The sequence below is a fragment of the Brevibacillus ginsengisoli genome (assembly GCF_050113715.1).
Taxonomy (GTDB): Bacteria; Bacillota; Bacilli; order Brevibacillales; family Brevibacillaceae; genus Brevibacillus_H; species Brevibacillus_H ginsengisoli.
Genome location: NZ_JBNJQR010000007.1, coordinates 249077 through 267499, shown reverse-complemented (window position 1 = coordinate 267499; position 18423 = coordinate 249077). Strand labels below are relative to the sequence as shown.

The window sequence follows — 18423 nt, the reverse complement described above, 5'->3', positions numbered from 1 at the left end:
TCAGGGAGGCAAGAACATGGAGAGCAAAAACTGGATTGGCGGAGAATGGATCACTCCGCAAAATGAACAGGTTGTCGTCAAGAATCCATCGGCTATTCGAGAAGAGGTAGGGGTGCTGCATTGTTCAGACACCAGCCATGTCTTGCAGGCAGGCCAAGCAGCTCGAATTGCATTGCAATCTTGGAAAAAACTCACAGGTGCGGCGCGTGGAGAATATTTGTTTCGAATGGCCGCGGCTTTGGAGACTCATCTAAACGATTTGGCCGTCTTAGCCAGTACAGAAATGGGCAAACCGATCACCGAAATGCGCGGTGAAGTGATGAGGGGAGTCAATCTCCTTCGCTACTATGCGGCTGAAGGGGTTCGGGCGAACGGGAGTGTCATTCCGTCCAATGATACAGACGTTCTGCAATATACCAAGCGGGTTCCCTTGGGTGTAGTGGGAATCATCACGCCGTGGAACTTTCCGGTGGCCATCCCAATCTGGAAAATAGCTCCTGCCTTGATCTGCGGCAATACAGTCATTTGGAAACCAGCCGAATATGCGTCATTGACCGCAACTCGTATGGCCGAAATCTTCGCTGAAGCGGGACTGCCGGCTGGCGTGATCAACCTGGTAATCGGCAAGGGAAGAACCATTGGTAACGCATTGTTGGAACAAACAGGCGTCAATGCGATTAGTTTTACAGGCTCAACAGCGACTGGTACCAATATCGCTTCGTTATGCGCCAAACAAAATATCAAGTACCAGACAGAGATGGGAGGCAAGAACGCCGCAATCGTTCTGAACGACGCTGATCTGGATAAAATTATCCCAATGGTGATCAGCGGCGCCTTTCGTTCCGCTGGTCAAAAATGCACAGCGACCAGTCGGATCATTGTCGAACGCGGAATCCTTCCAGCTTTTGAGGAGAAATTGCAGTTGGCGATGAAGTCCATTATCTTGGCTCCAGCCCTCGATCCAGCCGCCTATCTCGGTCCAGTAGCCTCAGCGGATCAATTCCGTGCGGTGAATGGATATGAGAATTTGGCAAGAGAACAGGGAATTGTTGTTGCCGAGACACCAGGATGCCCAGAGCAAGAGGGGTACTATATCCGTCCGCTGGTTGTAAAAGGGTTGGCGGCAGATCACGCGCTGGTTCAAGAAGAGATTTTTGGCCCGGTGGCCGCTATTCTGGAGGCGGATGATTTTGAACATTCGATCGACCTGTGCAATCAGACTGTTTTCGGATTGAGTGCCTCGATGTTTACTCGTGACCTGTCAAAAGCCCATCGTTTCTTGGAGGAAGCAGAGGCGGGGATGGTTCGGGTTAATCAGGAAACAGCAGGGGTCGAGTACCAGGCTCCTTTTGGCGGCATGAAATTCTCCAGCTCTCATACACGTGAACAGGGGCAAACCGCTCTTGATTTTTATAGCGAGATCAAAACCTGCGCAATCAAATACACCCTGTAAAAAGGACATATTGGAGGGATATATCGCATGAAGGTTAACAAATTGATTACCACGATCGATGCCCATACAGGTGGGGAGCCGCTGCGGATCATTACTGGCGGTCTCCCTCCGCTCCAAGGGGAAACCATATTGGATCGGCGGGAATACTTTCGCAAAGAATTGGATCATATCCGACAAGTGTTGATGTTTGAGCCTCGCGGGCATCACGGCATGTATGGCTGTGTGATGACCCCTCCGGTTAGTCCCGACGCCGATTTCGGTGTGTTGTTTATGCATAACGAAGGCTTCAGCACCATGTGTGGTCACGGGATTATCGCGATCGTCAAGGTGGCCATCGAAACGGGATATTTGCAGGTAAAAGGGGAAAGGCCGCGAATTGTCATCGACAGCCCGGCTGGAAAAATCATCGCGTATGCCCAGATGGATGGAGATGAAGTCGCATCCGTCGCTTTTGAAAATGTTCCTTCGTTTGTCATGCACAGCAATCTTTCTCTTGAGGTTAACGGACGAGAGGTAGTCGTTGATATTGCGTTTGGCGGTGCTTTCTATGCGATCGTTCAAGCCGAGGATCTGGGTCTTCAAGTAGAGATTTCGCAGCTGCCTGCCTTGCAGGAGTGGGGGCGAGCGATTAAAGAACGGATCGAGGAGCAGATGGATGTTCATCATCCATTGGAGCCGAAGTTGAAGGGAATCTACGGGGTCATTTTCTCCGATAAACCGAGAGAAGCGGGGTCGGATCTGCGGAATGTGACGATTTTTGCCGACCAACAGATCGATCGATCTCCATGCGGAACAGGCACGGCTGCCCGCATTGCCGCCTTGCATCACCACGGTTTGCTGGAAGAAGGTGCCCAATTCGTTCATGAAGGGATTGTAGGGAGTCAATTTGTTGCCAAAGTAATCGGAACAACTCAAGCAGGTCCGTATGATGCGGTTATTCCCCTGATCGAAGGCACGGCATATATAACCGGAATGCATCATTTTGTCGTTGATCCGACAGACCCGTTGGCAAGTGGCTTCCTGCTCAGTTAACGAGACAAGGTAGGGGGAATGAACATGCTGCTATTGACAGCAGAGGATCAACGTCATCTGATGAACATGGATGAAGCGATTGATGCGGTTGCCGCAGCGTTGCGGGAATATTCTCTACAACGCACGGTCACACCGCTGAGAACCCATATCCCGGTGGATGAGGCGGATGGTCTTTCGCTATTTATGCCTGCGTACGTGGCAGGAAAAGAAAGCTTAGGGATGAAACTGGTCTCCGTCTTTCCAAGGAACAGCGAATTGGGCAAAAAAACAATCTATGGCGTCATGATACTTGTCGATACAGAGACAGGTGAACCGTTGGCATTGATGGACGCGTCCTATCTCACCGTCGTGCGAACAGGAGCGGCTTCGGGCCTTGCCACACGCCATCTGGCGAGAGCAGACGCCAGCAGATTGACGATTATCGGGACAGGTGCGCAGGCGAGCGGACTTGTGGATGCGATCCTGGCGGTCAGACCCATTCGGGAGATTCGTCTCTATAATAGAAGTCAGGCAAAAGCGGAGGCTTTCGCGGAAGAGATCGCCCAAGGAGCCGCATCTGGCTTGCGTATTCACGTGTTGACTGACCCCGACGAAGCGGTATCGGGAGCAGATATTCTGGTGACTGCGACGAGTGCTACGAATCCTGTCTTTTCCGGGGAGAACATTTCTCGCGGGATGCATATCAATTCAATCGGCGCTTATCGTCCTCACATGCGGGAGTTGCCTACGGAGGCAATCACTCTGGCAGATAAAGTCATTGTGGAGTCCAGGGAAGGCGCGCTGGAAGAGACCGGTGATTTTGTGATACCGATCGAGCAAGGGATTTTTACCCAAGATCGGATACAGGCTGAGCTAGGTGAGATCGTTGCGGGTAGGAGTCCGGGGCGTGAACGGATGGGGGAGATTACCTTGTTCAAGTCCGTGGGCCTCGCCACGATGGATGTAGTCGTTGCCAAACTCCTTTACGACAAGGCCGTGCAGCAAGGAGCAGGACAACACGTTCGATTCTAAAAAATTGAAGGCAATAAGAGAGGGAAAGAGATGCTAGATAGACGAAAACGCTTGAATACCTACATGGAGTCAAAAGGGCTGGATGCCGTCCTGATCACTCATCCCAAGAATGTCTATTATCTGACTGGTTTTTATACAGACCCGCACGAACGTTTTATGGCGCTTGTGTTGGTAAAAGGCGAGGAACCTTTCTTATTTATACCGCAACTGGACAGAGATAAAGCGGTTGAGTCCTCGCAAGTGACCCAGATTCATACATATGGGGACGAAGAGGATAGCTATGAGGTATTGAAAGGTCTTATGCCAACCACTATCCAGCAAATAGGTCTCGAGCTGGGGCATGTCACAGCCAGAAGTTATAGAGCCATTGTGGCTGCATTGGATGCCAAGAGCGTTGTGGACGTGGAAGAACCAATTCGCCACATGCGACAAGTGAAAAATGAGGACGAGTTGACCTCGATTCGACGCGCAATTTGGGTGATGGAGGAAGCGTTGAGGCTTACTTTGCCCAAGGTAAAAAAAGGAATTACGGAAAGAGACATCGTGGCAGAGTTGGAGTACCAAACGAAAAAGCTCGGAGCAGATGGCCCTTCGTTCTCTACCATCGTACTGTCTGGTAAAAAAGCGGGAATGCCACACGGGCAATCAGGAGATCATGTTATCCAAAATGGTGAAGTTCTTTTGATTGACGCAGGAGTTTTTGTAAATGGCTATGCGTCCGACTTAACCAGAACCTTCGCCGTCGGTCAACTGAACGATGTGCTCACCGATATGTATAACACGGTGCTGGAAGCGAATCTACGCGGCATTGAAGCGGTACGCCCTCATGCTTTGATCTCCCAAGTAGATCGAGCAGCAAGAAGCGTTATTGAGATGAAAGGATATGGCGATTACTTCATTAACAGGGTAGGCCACGGGATCGGGCTAGAAATCCATGAGTATCCATCTGTACATGGTCGAGCGCCAGGCGAGCTTGTGGAAGGGATGGTTTTTACAATTGAGCCCGGAATCTATAATACCCAGATCGGCGGGGTACGGATTGAAGATGATGTCCTCGTAACCCAAGAAGGTGTTGAAGTGCTGACCACTTTCCCAAAAGAATTGATTACGCTTGAACTGTAAGTGATGGTGGTTTAGAAATCCTTTGGCAATTTAGAGTGATCATAGTCTGTGCTATACCCGTGTCGGTCAACATAAATGGAATTATCATAGCCGTACACTCTGTAAAGAATGGAGAAAACCGCCATTAATACAAAGCCTAAGGCAGACCCAAGGATTGCTTTGCCGATATAAAAACAGATGATAATCGCAAGGATCAAGAGAGCAATGAATAGTGCTGCGATCATTTTTGCATTGATTTTTTTAGCGGTTATTTTTTGGGACATGAACAAACCTCCTTTTTGTTGGACAATTTGTTTGAATCGTAAAACTAGTATAACAGAATAAACAGAGAATTCTTGTTATACCATGTTGGTTAAGGAGTCAGCATCTACTGGTACATTGGCAGCTTCCCCGACATGCGAATAATGAAAAATGAAACCACACTTTCTAAATGGAGAGTGTGGTTTTTACATGAGGAACTGCTTCCATATAAGGACCTGACTTTCTTACAAAATTCTCACATGATGTAACGCATAGTGAGAGACTGTTGAGTTTTTTGTGAGAATGAAATGATAGCATAGACATCTAAAATTTGAACTATTGACTGAAGGGGATCAAGTGTTGAAAAAAGTAAATTACCTCAATTTCATCGGGATTGGCTTGATTTTTTCATTATCCATCGCAATTTTCATCGGGATTTACGAGCAAACAATTCCGAATCGGGACACACCAATTGCGAAACGAGGGGTAATGGATTTGTCTGATTGGGATTTTCACAATCGGGGAGTGGTCAATCTGGATGGGGAATGGGAGTTTTATGAAGGAGAATTACTTAAACCTGCTGATTTTCGTCAAGGAACCCGTGAAGAGGTTTCCTATTTATCAGTCCCAGGCACATGGAAAGGGAAAACGACGAATGGTGGCATGAACAGAAAAGGCTTCGGAACTTATCGGTTGAAAGTGATTGTTGATGATAAGGACGAAGTTTTTGGATTAAAAATAAGGAGTGTCCGCATGTCCCATCAGTTGTTCATCAATGGAAAGCTAGAGGGCAACAGCGGGCGTCCGGCAGCAACCATTGAAGAGCATAGTCCAGGCAATACGCCTTACACTGTATTTTTTCACTCGAATGCACGCGAAATCGAAATTGTGATGCAGGTGTCTAACTATGTGTTTGTTACAGGAGGCATCGTCAACTCGCTCCCGTTCGGATTACAAAGCGATATGTCAAAGTTGAACGGTATACAGATCGGTGCTGATATTGGGATTATTTTGCTATTAGGAATTATCGGTTCCTTTCATCTCAGCTTCTACTTCTTGGGAAGAAGAGAGAAAACCTATTTATTGAGTGGATTGTTCTTGTTAACGTTAATGTTTGTCCAAATGCTTTTCGGAGAGAAGATTTTTCAGGTGATGGTGCCTAGTCTCCCTTTTAACTTCGCCTACAAGCTGTTGGACATCTGTGAGTTTCTCTGTGGAGTATTAGGTGTAATGTTCTTCTGCTCGATCGATTCCCGTCTGATGAATTATTGGAAGATGATTCTATCGCTAGCTCCGATTATTCTTTACATAGTAGCGATTGTTGCGCTTCCATACCGTGTGTACAACGAAGTGAAATATTTGTTCTTTCTTTATTTAATCATTGTAGTTTTCTACATCGTTGGAAGAATGATCTATTTGTACAGGAAAAGCGAGCGAGGTTCGTCGGATCGAAAGGAATTGATGCTGTTCATTAGCGGATGCTTTTCGTTGCTGATCTTTCTCGTGGACTGGGTTTTGTATACAGAGAATGTAGTCCCAACGGATATGCTGGGCAAATTTGGAGTAGTCTGTTTCATCGTCTTTATGAACATCCTACTGGCATTGCGATTCTCGAATGCGTACGAGAAGACGAAGATTCTCTCGCATCAATTGATGCTCTCGAATCAGCTCAAGGATGAATTTTTGACGAATACATCCCATGAGCTCAAGACGCCGTTGCACGGGATTATGAATATCACCTCCTATTTGTTGGAGGACGAGGAAAATACGCTGTCAGCCAAACACAAACAAAATCTTTGGCTGGTTAAGGATACTTCCGTCAAACTTTCGATGCTGATTAATGATTTGATCGATGTGACTCGCTTAAAGCATGGAGAACTGCGACTGCACCCGACTGTTGTGGATGTAAGGATGGTGACTCAAATTGTATTCGACGTGCTGCAATTCGAGCTATTGGGTAAAGATGTGAAGCTGGATAATCAGGTCGGTCCCGATGTCTATGTGCTAGCGGACGAGAATCGAGTACGCCAGATCATGTACAATCTTATACACAATGCCATCAAGCATACTGACGAAGGCTCGGTCAAGGTAATGGCGAGCGTGATGGGTAAGACCGTATTCATTTCCGTAGAAGATACAGGAACGGGAATTTCTGAGGATAAGTTTGAGGCGATATTCGAGTATTTTGAACAGCTCGATCAACCGCTGCCGAAGGACGGGTACACAGGAATGGGCGTCGGATTGTACATTAGTCGAAAGCTGGTCGAACAGATGGAAGGAAAAATCGGCGTGAATTGGTCACAGCTCGGGATGGGGACGCGAATGACGTTTACTTTGCCAAGCACGCATCGGATTTTGGCCCATCGAGAAACCGCGATTACAACAGTAGAGCACCAAAGGGTTGGAAGCGACAACGAACCACTGGACATCATCAATCAAACCGGTAATACGATCATGATTGTTGATGATGAGGCTTCTAATATTCATATCCTGCTGAACATTCTCAAGCGACATCGGTATAATGTGATCACCGCGTTCTCAGCAAAAGAAGCGATGGCCAAGCTGAAGGAGCACCCGAATATAGATCTGATCATTCTGGACGTCATGATGCCAGAAATCTCGGGCATTGAATTATGCCAAATTCTACGAAACCATCATTCCATTCTCGATCTGCCCATTTTGTTCGCGACGGTTAAAGATACACCGCATGACATTGCACTGGGATTCAGAGCCGGGGCAAACGATTATGTGACCAAGCCGTTTGATGCGGAGACATTGATCGCCAGAATCCAGACGTTGATCGCCATGAAAACCTCGATTCAGGAAGCGATTCGCAATGAACATGCGTTCCATCAAGCTCAGATCAAGCCTCATTTCCTATATAACGCGTTGAGCAGTGTGATTTCCTTCTGTTATACGGATGGACCCAAAGCGGCCTATTTGTTATCCATGCTCAGCCATTATTTACGTTTTATTTTGGATATGGATCGTACCACGCTGTTCGTTCCCATGCACAGGGAGCTTGAGCTGATTCAGGCATATGTCGAGATCGAAAAGGCTCGCTTTGGAGAGCGATTTGACTTTGTATGTCACGTGGATGAAAGTGCTCAGCATAAAGTTATTCCTTCGTTATGCATCCAGCCGTTTGTGGAGAATGCGATCCGACACGGACTGTTCGAGAAAGAAGAATACGGCATGGTATCGCTAAAGATTTACGAAGGAGATCATTACATAAAAGTGATTGTTGAAGACGATGGTGTCGGCATTCCGGATGATCTTTTGTATCAATTGTCCAAAGGAGAGCAGAAAACTGGGAGTATCGGCATTACCAACATTCGCAAACGCCTTGATTCAATCCCAGGGGCTACCTTACAAATCACCTCCGAGATGGGACAAGGAACCAAAGTAACGATGTATTTGCCTGTGCAACAGGAAGGGCTGCTTTTGTGAGAATCCTGTGAGAATCGTTTGGTAGAATTCAAAAGCAACCATATCATGGCAAAATTCGAAGGTTAAAGGGGAAAATACGTTGGAGCAGCTAAGAGATTCAAAACGATTAATGAAATACGGTAGCATTCTTTTACTGACGCTATTTCTGATGCAGGCCATCCCCACCAAGGCATGGGCCATGCAGATTTTCGTGAAAACGTTGACGGGGAAGACGATTACGCTTGACGTCGAGGCCAGCGATAGCATCGAGAATGTAAAGCAACAAATCTTGGATAAGGAAGGTATTCCGACCAATCGGCAGAGACTAAGCTTAGCGGGGAGAAATCTGGAGGACGGAAGGACCTTGTCGGACTACAACATTCAGAAGGAAACAACATTGGTTTTGTCTTATTGTCCGTTTCTTGGAGATCTAACGATGAGTCAGGGTACATTGAATCCCGCATTTGCTCCTGAGACAACGAGTTACACATTAAGTGTCGGCAATGAAGTGAGCGGCCTGACGGTGACACCGACGCTTGAGAACAGCAGCGAGACGGTGACTGTGAATGGCACTGCGACCGATAGTGGTCAAGCAAGCAATCAGATTAGTCTGAACGTGGGAGAAAATACGATCACTGTGATCGTGACAACACAGGCCGGTATGACCCAGATGTACACCGTGACGGTCACCCGGGAAGCAGCCTCATTGTCTACCAATGTGGACTTGAGCAATCTAACGATCAGTCAAGGTACGCTGTCGCCAACTTTCAAAAATGATAGAACCAACTACACGGCGAGCGTGGAAAATTCCGTCACCAGTGTGAACGTCTCCCCAACTGTGGCCGATTCGAACGCAACTGTCAAAGTTAACGGATCAAGTGTGGCTTCCGGCAGTGGTTCGGACCCAATTTCCTTACAGGTTGGACCTAACAAGATCGAAGTGTTAGTGACTGCACAGGATGGTACAACGCAGGGATCGTATATCATCACCGTCACTCGCGCGGATACCAAACCGCCGCAACCGCCGTTGCCACCACAACCGCCGTTACCACCGCAACCGCCGTTACCACCGCAACCGCCACAGATCATCGTTGTAACATCGGTCCAAAATCCGATCCCTGTTACCGAGATTCCAAATGGTACGGCAAAAACAGCGACTGCGCTGGGTCTACCAACCCATGTGGGAGTCATACTGAGTAGCGGCAGCACCTTCCAGGCAGAGATTAGCTGGGATGTTGCGAATACCAGCTATGACCCCGACACCAAGGAAGAACAGACGTTTACGGTAAAAGGAATGCTGGTCAATATGCCAAGCGATATCAGTAATAGTCAGAATCTTACCGCCAGTATCCGCGTCACTGTGAAAGCATCCGACACAAAAGAGGTAACCAGAGACATCACTGAGGTCAAACATCCTTCAGCCATCAAGGATGTGGTGAACGGGACAAAGAAAACAGCAGCCGAGCTGGGTCTTCCAGAAGAAGTGAACGTCACATTAGATGATAACAGTACGATTCTTGTGGCAGTCAACTGGGATGTGGCAGGAGCGGACTATAATCCGACCAATCCCCAAAAGCAAACCTTTACCGTCACTGGAAGACTGGTACAACTGCCTAAAGGAGTTACAAACAGTCGGAACCTAACGACCAGTATCAAGGTCACGGCAGATGCGGCATCTTCAAATGATCATGGAGGCGGCGGAAATCATCGGGATCTCAATAGTAAGGATAGTATTAGCAAGAGCGATTTGTATTCAAATCTTTCGTTGGAAAGCAAGCGGGAACAAGTTCAGCACGCACCGTACATGACAGGTTATCCAAACAACACGTTCCAACCCAACCGACTGTTAACGAGAGCGGAAATGGCCGCCGTGCTCGCTCACTTCCTACAAGCGGAAGGAAAGCAATCAGCAACGGCAATGAATTTTGCCGATGTGGGATCGACGCATTGGGCGATGAACGCGATCCAAAAAGTGAGCGGAGCAGGTCTGATGACAGGAGACGCAAACGGATTGTTCCATCCGGACACTAGAATGACTCGCGCCGAGATGACGACGATTATCGCCAAGTGGAAGCAGCTTTCTACAACAGGCAAGCAATCTGCCTTTGCCGATACGAAGGGTCACTGGGCGGAAGCGAGTATTGCAGCTGTGGCGGAACAGGGATACATGAAAGGATATGAGGATGGTTCATTCCGACCGAACCAGGGCCTTACGCGAGCCGAAGCCGTAACCCTGTTCAACCGATTGACAGCAAGAGGGCCGCTGACAGGTATAACGACAGCGAGTTGGACGGATGTACCCGTGAGCCATTGGGCGTTTGCTGAAATCGAGGAAGCCACCTTATCGCATACGGCTATGAAGCAGGTAAACGGAACGGAAGTCATTACAGTCAAGTAATCAAAATGAAACCACACTTTCTACGCGGAGAGTGTGGTTTTTACGTAGGACTTGCTTTGTTTTAAACACATCAAAAAGAAAAACATACTGACAACAGCAATGGACGCCAAACTCAGGTACATGACGAATCCTCCGTAATGATCGAGCAGGTAGCCTCCAATGATCGGGCTCAGGAAGAGGCCCAAAAAGGTGAGGTTTTGCGCCCCAAAATAAGCGCCTTTATGTTCGGGAGACGCAATTTCATCGAGAATCGTGCTTTGCAAGGGTGTGACAATCGCCTCAGCCAAGCTAAAGATTACCATAGCCGCATACAGCATCAAAGAAGTAGAGGAGATGCCGAATCCGACTAATCCCAAGGCTACCAGAACAATCCCTCGTTTAATGAGAAAGCTTGATTTTTTCGAAGCGGTATAGGAAGACAACGGGAGCTGGAATATGACGATGAATAACGCATTGATAGCGAGCATGATACTAAACACGGATGTTCCGTTCGCAAACTCCTTCGCTACATATTGGGACAAAAGGATTGTAAATTGCCCCCATCCCGTCATAAGAAGAATCCCTCCCATTAGATACTTCCGAAGGGCCGAGTCTCCAATAATCATGCTCAACACTTGCCTGAAGCTCATCTCATCATTCGATTTCTGTTTATCTACAGGTTGAGTTGGGCGCAGCGCAGCCAATAACAAGAATCCGTAGAAGCAAAAAATGACCCCAGCGATGAGAAAAGGCATGGTTGTGGCGGCTAAGTCCAGGACACTAGCAATGAGTGGACCTAAAGCCCACCCTACATTCAGGGTGAAGTTGGAGAACGAGAAAGCAGTGTTTCGCTCCTGTTTTTGGGTAAGTTCCGCAATAACCGTCCGTGAAACCGTTTGGAAGACGGAGTTGCTAAAGCCCGCAGAAAACACGAGAATTGCAAAGAATGCGGCTTGATTTACTAGGGTATATCCGCAAAATATCACTCCCGAAAAGAGCAGAGAGAGTACCAATAAAGGTTTGTGCCCGAAGCGATCTGACATTACTCCTCCGATAAACCCACCGATGATCCCAGCAACCGCTCCCGAGCCGATAATGACCCCGATTACAGCAGACGGGAGGCCCAGATGTTGTGCGAGGTAGATCGCAAGGAAAGGGGAACTCATGGAGATACCGATAAATAAAAGAATATTTCCTAGTAACAACAGCTTGATGGTTGAATGAAAATGTACAAATGTTCGTAAAACGTCACGCATGCGGGTAGCTCTCCTTTTCTTCTGTCATCCTGTCGATTCAGGCAACTGTTGTGAATGCAAAAGTGTTTTATAAAATTCACTCGTTAAATTTGTTTAATAATCATCAAACGATACAATCAGATTATAATCATGAAATGCGATTGATTGTCAACTACTTTTAAACTATCTATACTAACAGAAGGAGTCTATGACGGAGATGAACAGAAGTAAGCCTTAGGAGGAAAAGTCGTGACCTATACGATCCAGATCAGCGCTTCGCCTGTACATGAATTTGTCTTTAGTTTTTGCTTTTTTATGAAGCCGATTTCGGAAAAGATGAAGAAAGAACTGTCAATCGGTTCAAATTGGTATGCAGATAGAGAGAAGCAATTTCCTCATATTGTCGAGGATGAAGGCTATGGCTCTGTCCAGTATGAATACGCGACAATACTCGCATGGCTGTATTCAGACGATCAGGGGATTGAAGGGTTTCTCCGGTGGTTTGCTTCGTTGACGGCTGGAGATATTTATTTATTAACAGAGCCTTATATGAGCGACAGATTCTCTCTTCCGAAGGATTTGTCCAAACTGCATGAGAGAGCCGCTCGTTATTTGTCAGAGTGGTACAAAGAGTATTTTCATAGCTTGTTGGGATATTACGAATCTGCCATTTACGAGGATGTTCAGAAGCGGATCGAGGAGTATGAGCAGGCCAAAGACAGCGAGAGCTTCTTGGAAGCAATCACTGGCGGCTTGGTTATGGACTCAGCTCTTGGAATTAAGGAGATCAAGCTGTTCCCCACGATCCATTTAAGTCCGTTTTTTACCAGTCAAGTTTATGGCAGCCTCGCTATCGCCTGCTATCCAATCAATGTATGGAAATCACCGGAGGAGCAAGAGACGGACTTGCTCGTCAATATGGGAAAAGCGTTAGCTGATGAACGGCGAATCAGCATTTTGCAATTTTTATCAAACGGGAAAAAGTCTTTTGGGGATATCGCTGCTATGTTGGGAACGACTAAAGGAACGATTCATCACCATCTGCTTTTTTTGAATGCGGCGAAGATGCTCAGGCTTTATGAGACAGGAGATCGCAATAGCTATGGCTACTACGAGACGAGGCCGTTACTGGCTGATAAAATGCAGGAGTTATTGCAGAAAAAAACTCGGAACTAGGATGGTTTGAGGATTATATAAAGCCCACTTTTGACGAAGAATAATGAGCGATTCCAACCTGAAGTGAAAAGGGATGAAAAGATGAACAAAGTAAAACAGGAAGTTCAGACAGTGCATATTCCCGCAACAGGAGAAACTGTGAAAGCGAAGACGTATTCCGGCAAAGAGCTTTTCTGGAAGGGCAACGAAATCGAAAAGGACGAGGAGTACGCAAAGTTGTGGGAGGATGACAGAATTTAAAAAACAAGGCCTCCTTCTCTCGCGGATTAGGAGGCCTTCGTGTATCCTATTTTCTTAACATTCAAGCGAGTCGAGAATTCCCTTGGTATCAATCACAGTGGCGAATTCATCGTGCAAGCTGACTAATGCCTGGTGATGAATTTCTTCCGCTGAGTGGAGCTTTCCATCAAAACTATTTCTCTCAAAAGTCGCGGTCGCATCCGCATCCGATACTCCTCCTGATGGAAATGGAATGTGATTAGGCAAGGAAGCCCATTAGTCTTTTCACGTTGTTGGTATTTTCAGTGGAAGTGAGAGATTCAAGCAGCGTAAAGGCTACATCGAATGCGGTGGCAGGGTTGTAGGAAGTAATGATGTTCTTGTCGATGACGATCGGCTGATCCGCAATCACATTGGCTCCCATCTCTTTTAGCTGTTGTTGGCGCTTGGGGTTCAGATTATAGGTCGTTGCATTTCTTCCCCGAAGGACGCCGCTTTTTCCAATCATCAACGCTCCGACACAGACGGATGCAATGAACTTCCCTTGTCGATCGAATTCGCGGATAAATTCAAGCACGTCTTCGCGAAAAGCATCCTCGTAAAAGCCGGCTGTTTCAAATCCGCCCGGCATTGCCAAAGCGTCAAACTCATCAACCGTTACTTCGGAAATGAGTCGTTCGGGCTTCACCGTAAAGTTCCAGGTGCACTTAAGTTCGTCTCGAGTTCCCACTGTAACGAGTTCAGTTGAGCCGTCTCCCTCAAATTTGTTCCAGCCGATTACATCTGTAAAAACGCTGGCCTCTACAGCTTCAAAGCCATTCGGTAAAAGCAAACAAACTTTTTTCATGTCAATCATCTCCTTACATGGATCATATGTTACAATGAGTTATTAGTAAAATTGAAAGTACTGATCTGTATATTTAGAAATTCTGATAACAAAAATCGATTCCTGGAGGGGAGAACCTATCGACATCCGTCAATTTCAATCGTTTAAGGCCGTTGTCGAGTTGAATAGCTTTACCAAGGCGGCACAAACACTCCAATACTCACAGGCATCCATCACGTCACATATTCAGCAGCTGGAAGACGAGATCGGGGTTCCGTTGTTTGATCGACTGGGGAAGCATATTCAACTAACGGCTGTTGGAAAGGAGCTCTACGGTTATGTAGTAGAGTTGCTGACAGCGTATTCCAAAATCAAGCATGTCTCGTCCGATGATCAAGTGATTAAAGGCGAAATCCGCATTGGAGCATCCGAAACCATGACCGTATACAGGCTTGGCCCCGTGCTATCCAAGTATAGAAAAGAGTATCCCGAGGTTTCCTTTTCGCTGATCAATGATAACTGTATCCCGCTGCGTGAAAGACTCCATTCGGGAGAGCTAGACATTGCTATTACCTTGGAACCTAAGGTAAGTGACCCGCAGCTCGTCAGCGAAATATTAACAGAAGAACCGATCGTTTTCGTTGGGGAGAGTCATCATTCTCTTCCGTCCATTGAGGGAGCGAATGGGGCGTGCATCATCTTTAGCGAGAAGAATTGTTCGTTACGGCGGTTTTTTGAAGCATATTTGATTGAAAAAGGAATCGATACTGGCAATCATTTGGAGTTCACCAGCATGGAAGCGATGAAGCAGTGCGTGGTAAGCGGGTTGGGGATCAGCTTGATGCCATACACAAGCGTGGAAAATTTGCTAAAAGACCATAAAATGAAGGTCATCGAGTCTTCCAGCGAAAATCTAAAATTCTATGGGCAACTCTCGTATCACAAAAATAAATGGTTGTCGAAGGCTCACTGGAAGTTTATTGAGATGGTGAAGAGTGTGTTCTCCAGTTGAGAAAAGACTTCGTCCCTCTTCGCTCTGTGGAAGCTCGCAATGAAGCGGGAAAGTCCGCTCTCTCAATCCGAAAGGGAGTCGCCAAACGCTTCGCGCCCCTACGGGTTCCCTAAGCTTCGCTCCCAAGGAGGCTGTGTTTCGACCCCCCGATGAGAGGGGGCAAGTGGACGAAATCTTTTCTCAGTGGGCTTACGCGAAAGGAAGGAAAGTTTAATTACTTTACCTCTGTAAAGCAATTAAACTTTCCGATATTATAAAATCCCTGACAAAATTAGCATGTCAGGGATTTTCTTCTGAGATTAATTCCGGAACCAGCCGCTTGGCTTAACCTGTAAATTGATGTTGATTTGCTTTACCTCCGTATAGGCCTCATAGCCGTAGGTGCCCAGCTCGCGGCCAATGCCGCTTTGCTTGTAGCCGCCCCAAGGCGCTTCGTTAAAGGTCGGATGGTAGGTGTTGATCCAGGTGATTCCCGCGCGAAGCTTGCGGATCACCCGCTGCGCTTTGGCTCCGTCGTTGGTGAAGACTGCGCCGGCTAAACCGTATTTAGTGCCATTGGCCAGTTTGATCGCTTCTGCTTCCGACTGGAACTTCTGCACGACAAGAACTGGACCAAAAATCTCCTCTTGAACGATTCGCATGTCGGGACTCTGGGCTTCAAAAATCGTCGGCTCCACGTAAAAGCCTTTGTCCAGACCGTTTGCCGTCATTCTTTTGCCTCCGCAGAGTAATTTGGCCCCTTCATCCACGCCAAGCTGAATGTAGGAAAGGACCCGGTTCATATGCGATTCGGAAATGAGCGGCCCCATCTCTGTAGACGGGTCGAGTCCGTCACCTACCACGATTTTTTGCGCCCGATCGATTAATCGTTCCATGAACTGATCGTAGATGCTTTCTTCGAGGATCAAACGTGAGCCCGCCGAGCAAACTTCACCCTGATTGGCGAAGATGGCATACATCGCATAGTCCACAGCCGTCTCAAAATCAGAATCGGCAAAGACAATGTTTGGCGATTTGCCGCCAAGCTCGAGGGACAGCTTTTTCACAGTGTCAGCGGCGTTTTTCATAATCGTGATGCCTGTTTCTGTTCCACCTGTAAAAGCTACCTTATCCACCAGCTCGTTGCGGGAAATCTCTTCCCCGACAACACTTCCTGGTCCGGTCACCAGATTGGCAACTCCTGCTGGGATGCCCGCTTCCTCCAAACATTCAAACAATAGGATGGTAGAAAGCGGAGTCAAGTCAGCGGGTTTCAGCACGACTGTATTGCCTGCCGCCAGAGCGGGTGCCAGTTTTTGCGCGTTCATCACCAAAGGATAGTTCCAGCAGGTAATCGCACCGACAACGCCAATCGGTTCACGAACCACCATCGCTTGAATATCGTCCGGCACGTCATATGTCTGTCCTTGGGGTTTCGTGCACAAGCCCGCATAGTAGCGGAATTGGTTGACCGCATCAGACACGTCATAGGTGGATTCACGCAACGGTTTGCCGTTATTGCGAGTGTCGGTCTCGGCGAATTCGTTTGCGCGTTGTTCAATCAAATCAGCGACGCGATTGAGCAGATTTGCTCGTTCACGCGCGTGCGTTTCGGCCCAGCCTGATTCGTCAAAAGCTCGTCTTGCGGCCTCAATGGCTCGCTTGGTATCTTCCTTGGTTCCCTTGGTGACACGGGCTAAAATCTCCTGGTTAGCCGGATTGATCACAGGGAAGGATTCGCCCGAAGATGACTCCACCCATTCACCGTTAATGTACATTTTTTTCACTTGGTCGGTCATTTTGGTTCCTCCTAGTTCGTTACTTTGAGGTCCTTGGCAAGCTGAGCGATTCCCTCTTCGATGCAGGCGAGCACATAATCAATCTGTTCATAAGAGATGACGGCAGGCGGTTCGATGCGGATAACCGTCGCGTTGTTAATGGTTCCGCCAACAAGTATTTTCTTGCCGAATAACTGCTTGGCGAGCGTATATCCCAGGTTGTTGTCCGCAAATTCCATTCCGATCAACAGACCCATTCCTCTCACGTCGACAAGGATATCAGGATAGCGAGACTGGATCTCTCGCAGGTTATTTAAGATGTAATCTCCTTTGGCTTTGGCCATTTCAGGAATATTGTCTTCGAGAATCGTACGGATGCCAGCGATTGCTCCGGCGCAGCAGAGCGGATTTCCGCCGAACGTGGAGGAACCGAGCAGGAATGGGTTTTCTTCCATCTTGGCCCACCATTTTTTCTTGGCTACCATAGCCGCAATCGGCATGACCCCGCCGCCGAACGCCTTGCCAAGTGTCATGATGTCAGGCACGACGTTCCAATGATCGACGCCAAACATTGTTCCTGTACGACCCATGCCTGTCTGCACTTCGTCAACAATCAGGAGACATTCGTATTTGTCGCAGATTTGACGAAGGCGCGGGAGATAATCATCCGGCGGTATGTTGACGCCGCCTTCTCCTTGAATCGGTTCGACGATGACCCCGGCAACGGTTTCACCAGTAGCAATCAGCATGCGAATGGCTTGTTCCACCGCATCGGCATCACCGTACGGCACATGTTGGAATCCTGGAACCAGAGGATTATACGGCTCACGGAACTTGGCTTTACCTGATGCGGAGAGAGAGCCCAACGTTTTGCCGTGGAATCCATTTTCCGTAGAAATAAAGTACTTCTTGCCGGTGGAGAGACGCGCCAGCTTGAGGGCCATTTCATTTGCTTCTGTACCGCAATTCACCAAATAAGAATGCTGTAAATCACCCGGAGTAATATAGGCAACCAGCTTGGAGAGATAGCCGCGCAACGGATCAACCATCTCCTGGCTGTGCAATGCGTAACGTTTCAGCTGTGATTCCACCGCTTTCACGACTTTGGGATGGCGATGACCCAACAGATAGACACCGTAACCGCCCAGGCAATCGACATACTCGTCGCCCATCGTATCACGGAAAATCGCTCCTTCATCCTCCCATTCCACTACAGAAAAATCGGTAGAAACAGATTTGCGATGCGAGAGAATGGCTTTCGTCACGTAGTTGGTGAAGTTTTCAACGGAATCCGAAACGATTTGCTTCTTTTGATCGACCGTCAGCGTATCACTTTCGATATAGTTCAGAATTTCTTTCGCCAAACTGATCGATTCTTCTCTCGATTTGCGTTCCATGCTATACACCCTTTTCGTTTGAATTTTTCGAAAATATACTATGCAAAAAAGATGCCATTCTAGCGATGCGTACAAACACTGTCTATTACCACCAAACATCCTTTTTTGTAATGCGATATTGCATCAAACATGATGCG

Annotated in this window: 15 protein-coding genes; 9 read left to right on the top strand and 6 right to left on the bottom strand. The window is 47.5% G+C overall.

Annotation, left to right across the window (positions count from 1 at the left end; translation table 11 throughout):
- The first annotated feature begins 16 nt into the window (after nt 1-16).
- From ACQCN2_RS16025 to ACQCN2_RS16010, 4 genes are read left to right on the top strand one after another with little or no spacing between them, the layout of a single operon-like run.
- Complete coding sequence (locus ACQCN2_RS16025; protein ID WP_426929945.1) at nt 17-1453, top strand: aldehyde dehydrogenase family protein; 1437 nt, start codon at nt 17-19, stop codon at nt 1451-1453.
- 27 nt (nt 1454-1480) lie between these two features.
- Nucleotides 1481-2485, top strand: a complete 1005-nt coding sequence (locus tag ACQCN2_RS16020) for a proline racemase family protein (RefSeq protein WP_426929944.1) — start codon at nt 1481-1483, stop codon at nt 2483-2485.
- 24 nt (nt 2486-2509) lie between these two features.
- Nucleotides 2510-3496, top strand: a complete 987-nt coding sequence (locus ACQCN2_RS16015; protein ID WP_426929943.1) for an ornithine cyclodeaminase family protein — start codon at nt 2510-2512, stop codon at nt 3494-3496.
- Nucleotides 3497-3526: 30 nt separating this feature from the next.
- Nucleotides 3527-4618, top strand: a complete 1092-nt coding sequence (locus ACQCN2_RS16010; RefSeq protein WP_426929942.1) for a M24 family metallopeptidase — start codon at nt 3527-3529, stop codon at nt 4616-4618.
- Between the two features lie 11 nt (nt 4619-4629).
- Here the strand turns inward: ACQCN2_RS16010 and ACQCN2_RS16005 are convergent, their stop codons facing one another.
- Entirely contained in the window at nt 4630-4881 is a 252-nt protein-coding gene (locus ACQCN2_RS16005; protein ID WP_426929941.1) for a hypothetical protein, read from the bottom strand.
- A 334-nt stretch (nt 4882-5215) separates the two neighbouring features.
- Between ACQCN2_RS16005 and ACQCN2_RS16000 the strand changes: the two genes are divergently transcribed.
- Nucleotides 5216-8308, top strand: coding sequence for a hybrid sensor histidine kinase/response regulator (locus tag ACQCN2_RS16000; protein ID WP_426929940.1), 3093 nt, complete (start codon nt 5216-5218; stop codon nt 8306-8308).
- Between the two features lie 79 nt (nt 8309-8387).
- Nucleotides 8388-10685, top strand: coding sequence for a cadherin-like beta sandwich domain-containing protein (locus ACQCN2_RS15995; RefSeq protein WP_426929939.1), 2298 nt, complete (start codon nt 8388-8390; stop codon nt 10683-10685).
- A 20-nt stretch (nt 10686-10705) separates the two neighbouring features.
- Here ACQCN2_RS15995 and ACQCN2_RS15990 read toward each other — a convergent pair whose 3' ends face one another.
- On the bottom strand, nt 10706-11920 hold the full coding sequence (locus ACQCN2_RS15990) for an MFS transporter (RefSeq protein ID WP_426929938.1): 1215 nt from the start codon (nt 11918-11920) through the stop codon (nt 10706-10708).
- Between the two features lie 228 nt (nt 11921-12148).
- On the opposite strand from ACQCN2_RS15990, the gene ACQCN2_RS15985 reads away from it, so the two are divergent.
- Together ACQCN2_RS15985 and ACQCN2_RS15980 are read left to right on the top strand one after the other, a co-directional pair.
- Nucleotides 12149-13075, top strand: coding sequence for a winged helix-turn-helix domain-containing protein (locus tag ACQCN2_RS15985; RefSeq protein WP_426929937.1), 927 nt, complete (start codon nt 12149-12151; stop codon nt 13073-13075).
- Between the two features lie 81 nt (nt 13076-13156).
- A complete protein-coding gene (locus ACQCN2_RS15980) occupies nt 13157-13315 on the top strand; it encodes a hypothetical protein (protein ID WP_426929936.1) in 159 nt (52 codons plus the stop codon).
- A 54-nt stretch (nt 13316-13369) separates the two neighbouring features.
- Here ACQCN2_RS15980 and ACQCN2_RS15975 read toward each other — a convergent pair whose 3' ends face one another.
- Entirely contained in the window at nt 13370-13561 is a 192-nt protein-coding gene (locus ACQCN2_RS15975; protein ID WP_426929935.1) for a hypothetical protein, read from the bottom strand.
- Complete coding sequence (locus ACQCN2_RS15970) at nt 13554-14141, bottom strand: DJ-1/PfpI family protein (protein ID WP_426929934.1); 588 nt, start codon at nt 14139-14141, stop codon at nt 13554-13556. Before ACQCN2_RS15970 ends, ACQCN2_RS15975 begins: the two co-directional genes overlap by 8 nt.
- A gap of 79 nt (nt 14142-14220) precedes the next feature.
- Here ACQCN2_RS15970 and ACQCN2_RS15965 point away from each other — a divergent pair, with 79 nt between their 5' ends.
- Nucleotides 14221-15132 carry a LysR family transcriptional regulator gene (locus ACQCN2_RS15965; RefSeq protein WP_426929973.1) on the top strand — a complete coding sequence of 304 codons (912 nt, stop codon included), beginning with the start codon at nt 14221-14223 and terminating at the stop codon, nt 15130-15132.
- A 299-nt stretch (nt 15133-15431) separates the two neighbouring features.
- On the opposite strand, the gene ACQCN2_RS15960 is transcribed toward ACQCN2_RS15965, so the two are convergent.
- Both ACQCN2_RS15960 and ACQCN2_RS15955 read right to left on the bottom strand, forming a co-directional pair.
- Nucleotides 15432-16910, bottom strand: a complete 1479-nt coding sequence (locus ACQCN2_RS15960; protein WP_426929933.1) for an aldehyde dehydrogenase family protein — start codon at nt 16908-16910, stop codon at nt 15432-15434.
- 11 nt (nt 16911-16921) lie between these two features.
- Complete coding sequence (locus ACQCN2_RS15955) at nt 16922-18286, bottom strand: putrescine aminotransferase (RefSeq protein WP_426929932.1); 1365 nt, start codon at nt 18284-18286, stop codon at nt 16922-16924.
- Nucleotides 18287-18423: the final 137 nt, after the last annotated feature.

Bases quoted from the DNA above. Each gene is read 5' to 3' on its own strand.
- ACQCN2_RS15955 (WP_426929932.1), bottom strand. From the start codon at position 18,286: ATGGAACGCAAATCGAGAGAAGAATCGATCAGTTTGGCGAAAGAAATT.
- ACQCN2_RS16025 (WP_426929945.1), top strand. From the start codon at position 17: ATGGAGAGCAAAAACTGGATTGGCGGAGAATGGATCACTCCGCAAAAT.
- ACQCN2_RS15970 (WP_426929934.1), bottom strand. From the start codon at position 14,141: ATGAAAAAAGTTTGTTTGCTTTTACCGAATGGCTTTGAAGCTGTAGAG.
- ACQCN2_RS16005 (WP_426929941.1), bottom strand. From the start codon at position 4,881: ATGTCCCAAAAAATAACCGCTAAAAAAATCAATGCAAAAATGATCGCA.
- ACQCN2_RS15990 (WP_426929938.1), bottom strand. From the start codon at position 11,920: ATGCGTGACGTTTTACGAACATTTGTACATTTTCATTCAACCATCAAG.
- ACQCN2_RS15960 (WP_426929933.1), bottom strand. From the start codon at position 16,910: ATGACCGACCAAGTGAAAAAAATGTACATTAACGGTGAATGGGTGGAG.
- ACQCN2_RS15980 (WP_426929936.1), top strand. From the start codon at position 13,157: ATGAACAAAGTAAAACAGGAAGTTCAGACAGTGCATATTCCCGCAACA.
- ACQCN2_RS16010 (WP_426929942.1), top strand. From the start codon at position 3,527: ATGCTAGATAGACGAAAACGCTTGAATACCTACATGGAGTCAAAAGGG.
- ACQCN2_RS16020 (WP_426929944.1), top strand. From the start codon at position 1,481: ATGAAGGTTAACAAATTGATTACCACGATCGATGCCCATACAGGTGGG.
- ACQCN2_RS16015 (WP_426929943.1), top strand. From the start codon at position 2,510: ATGCTGCTATTGACAGCAGAGGATCAACGTCATCTGATGAACATGGAT.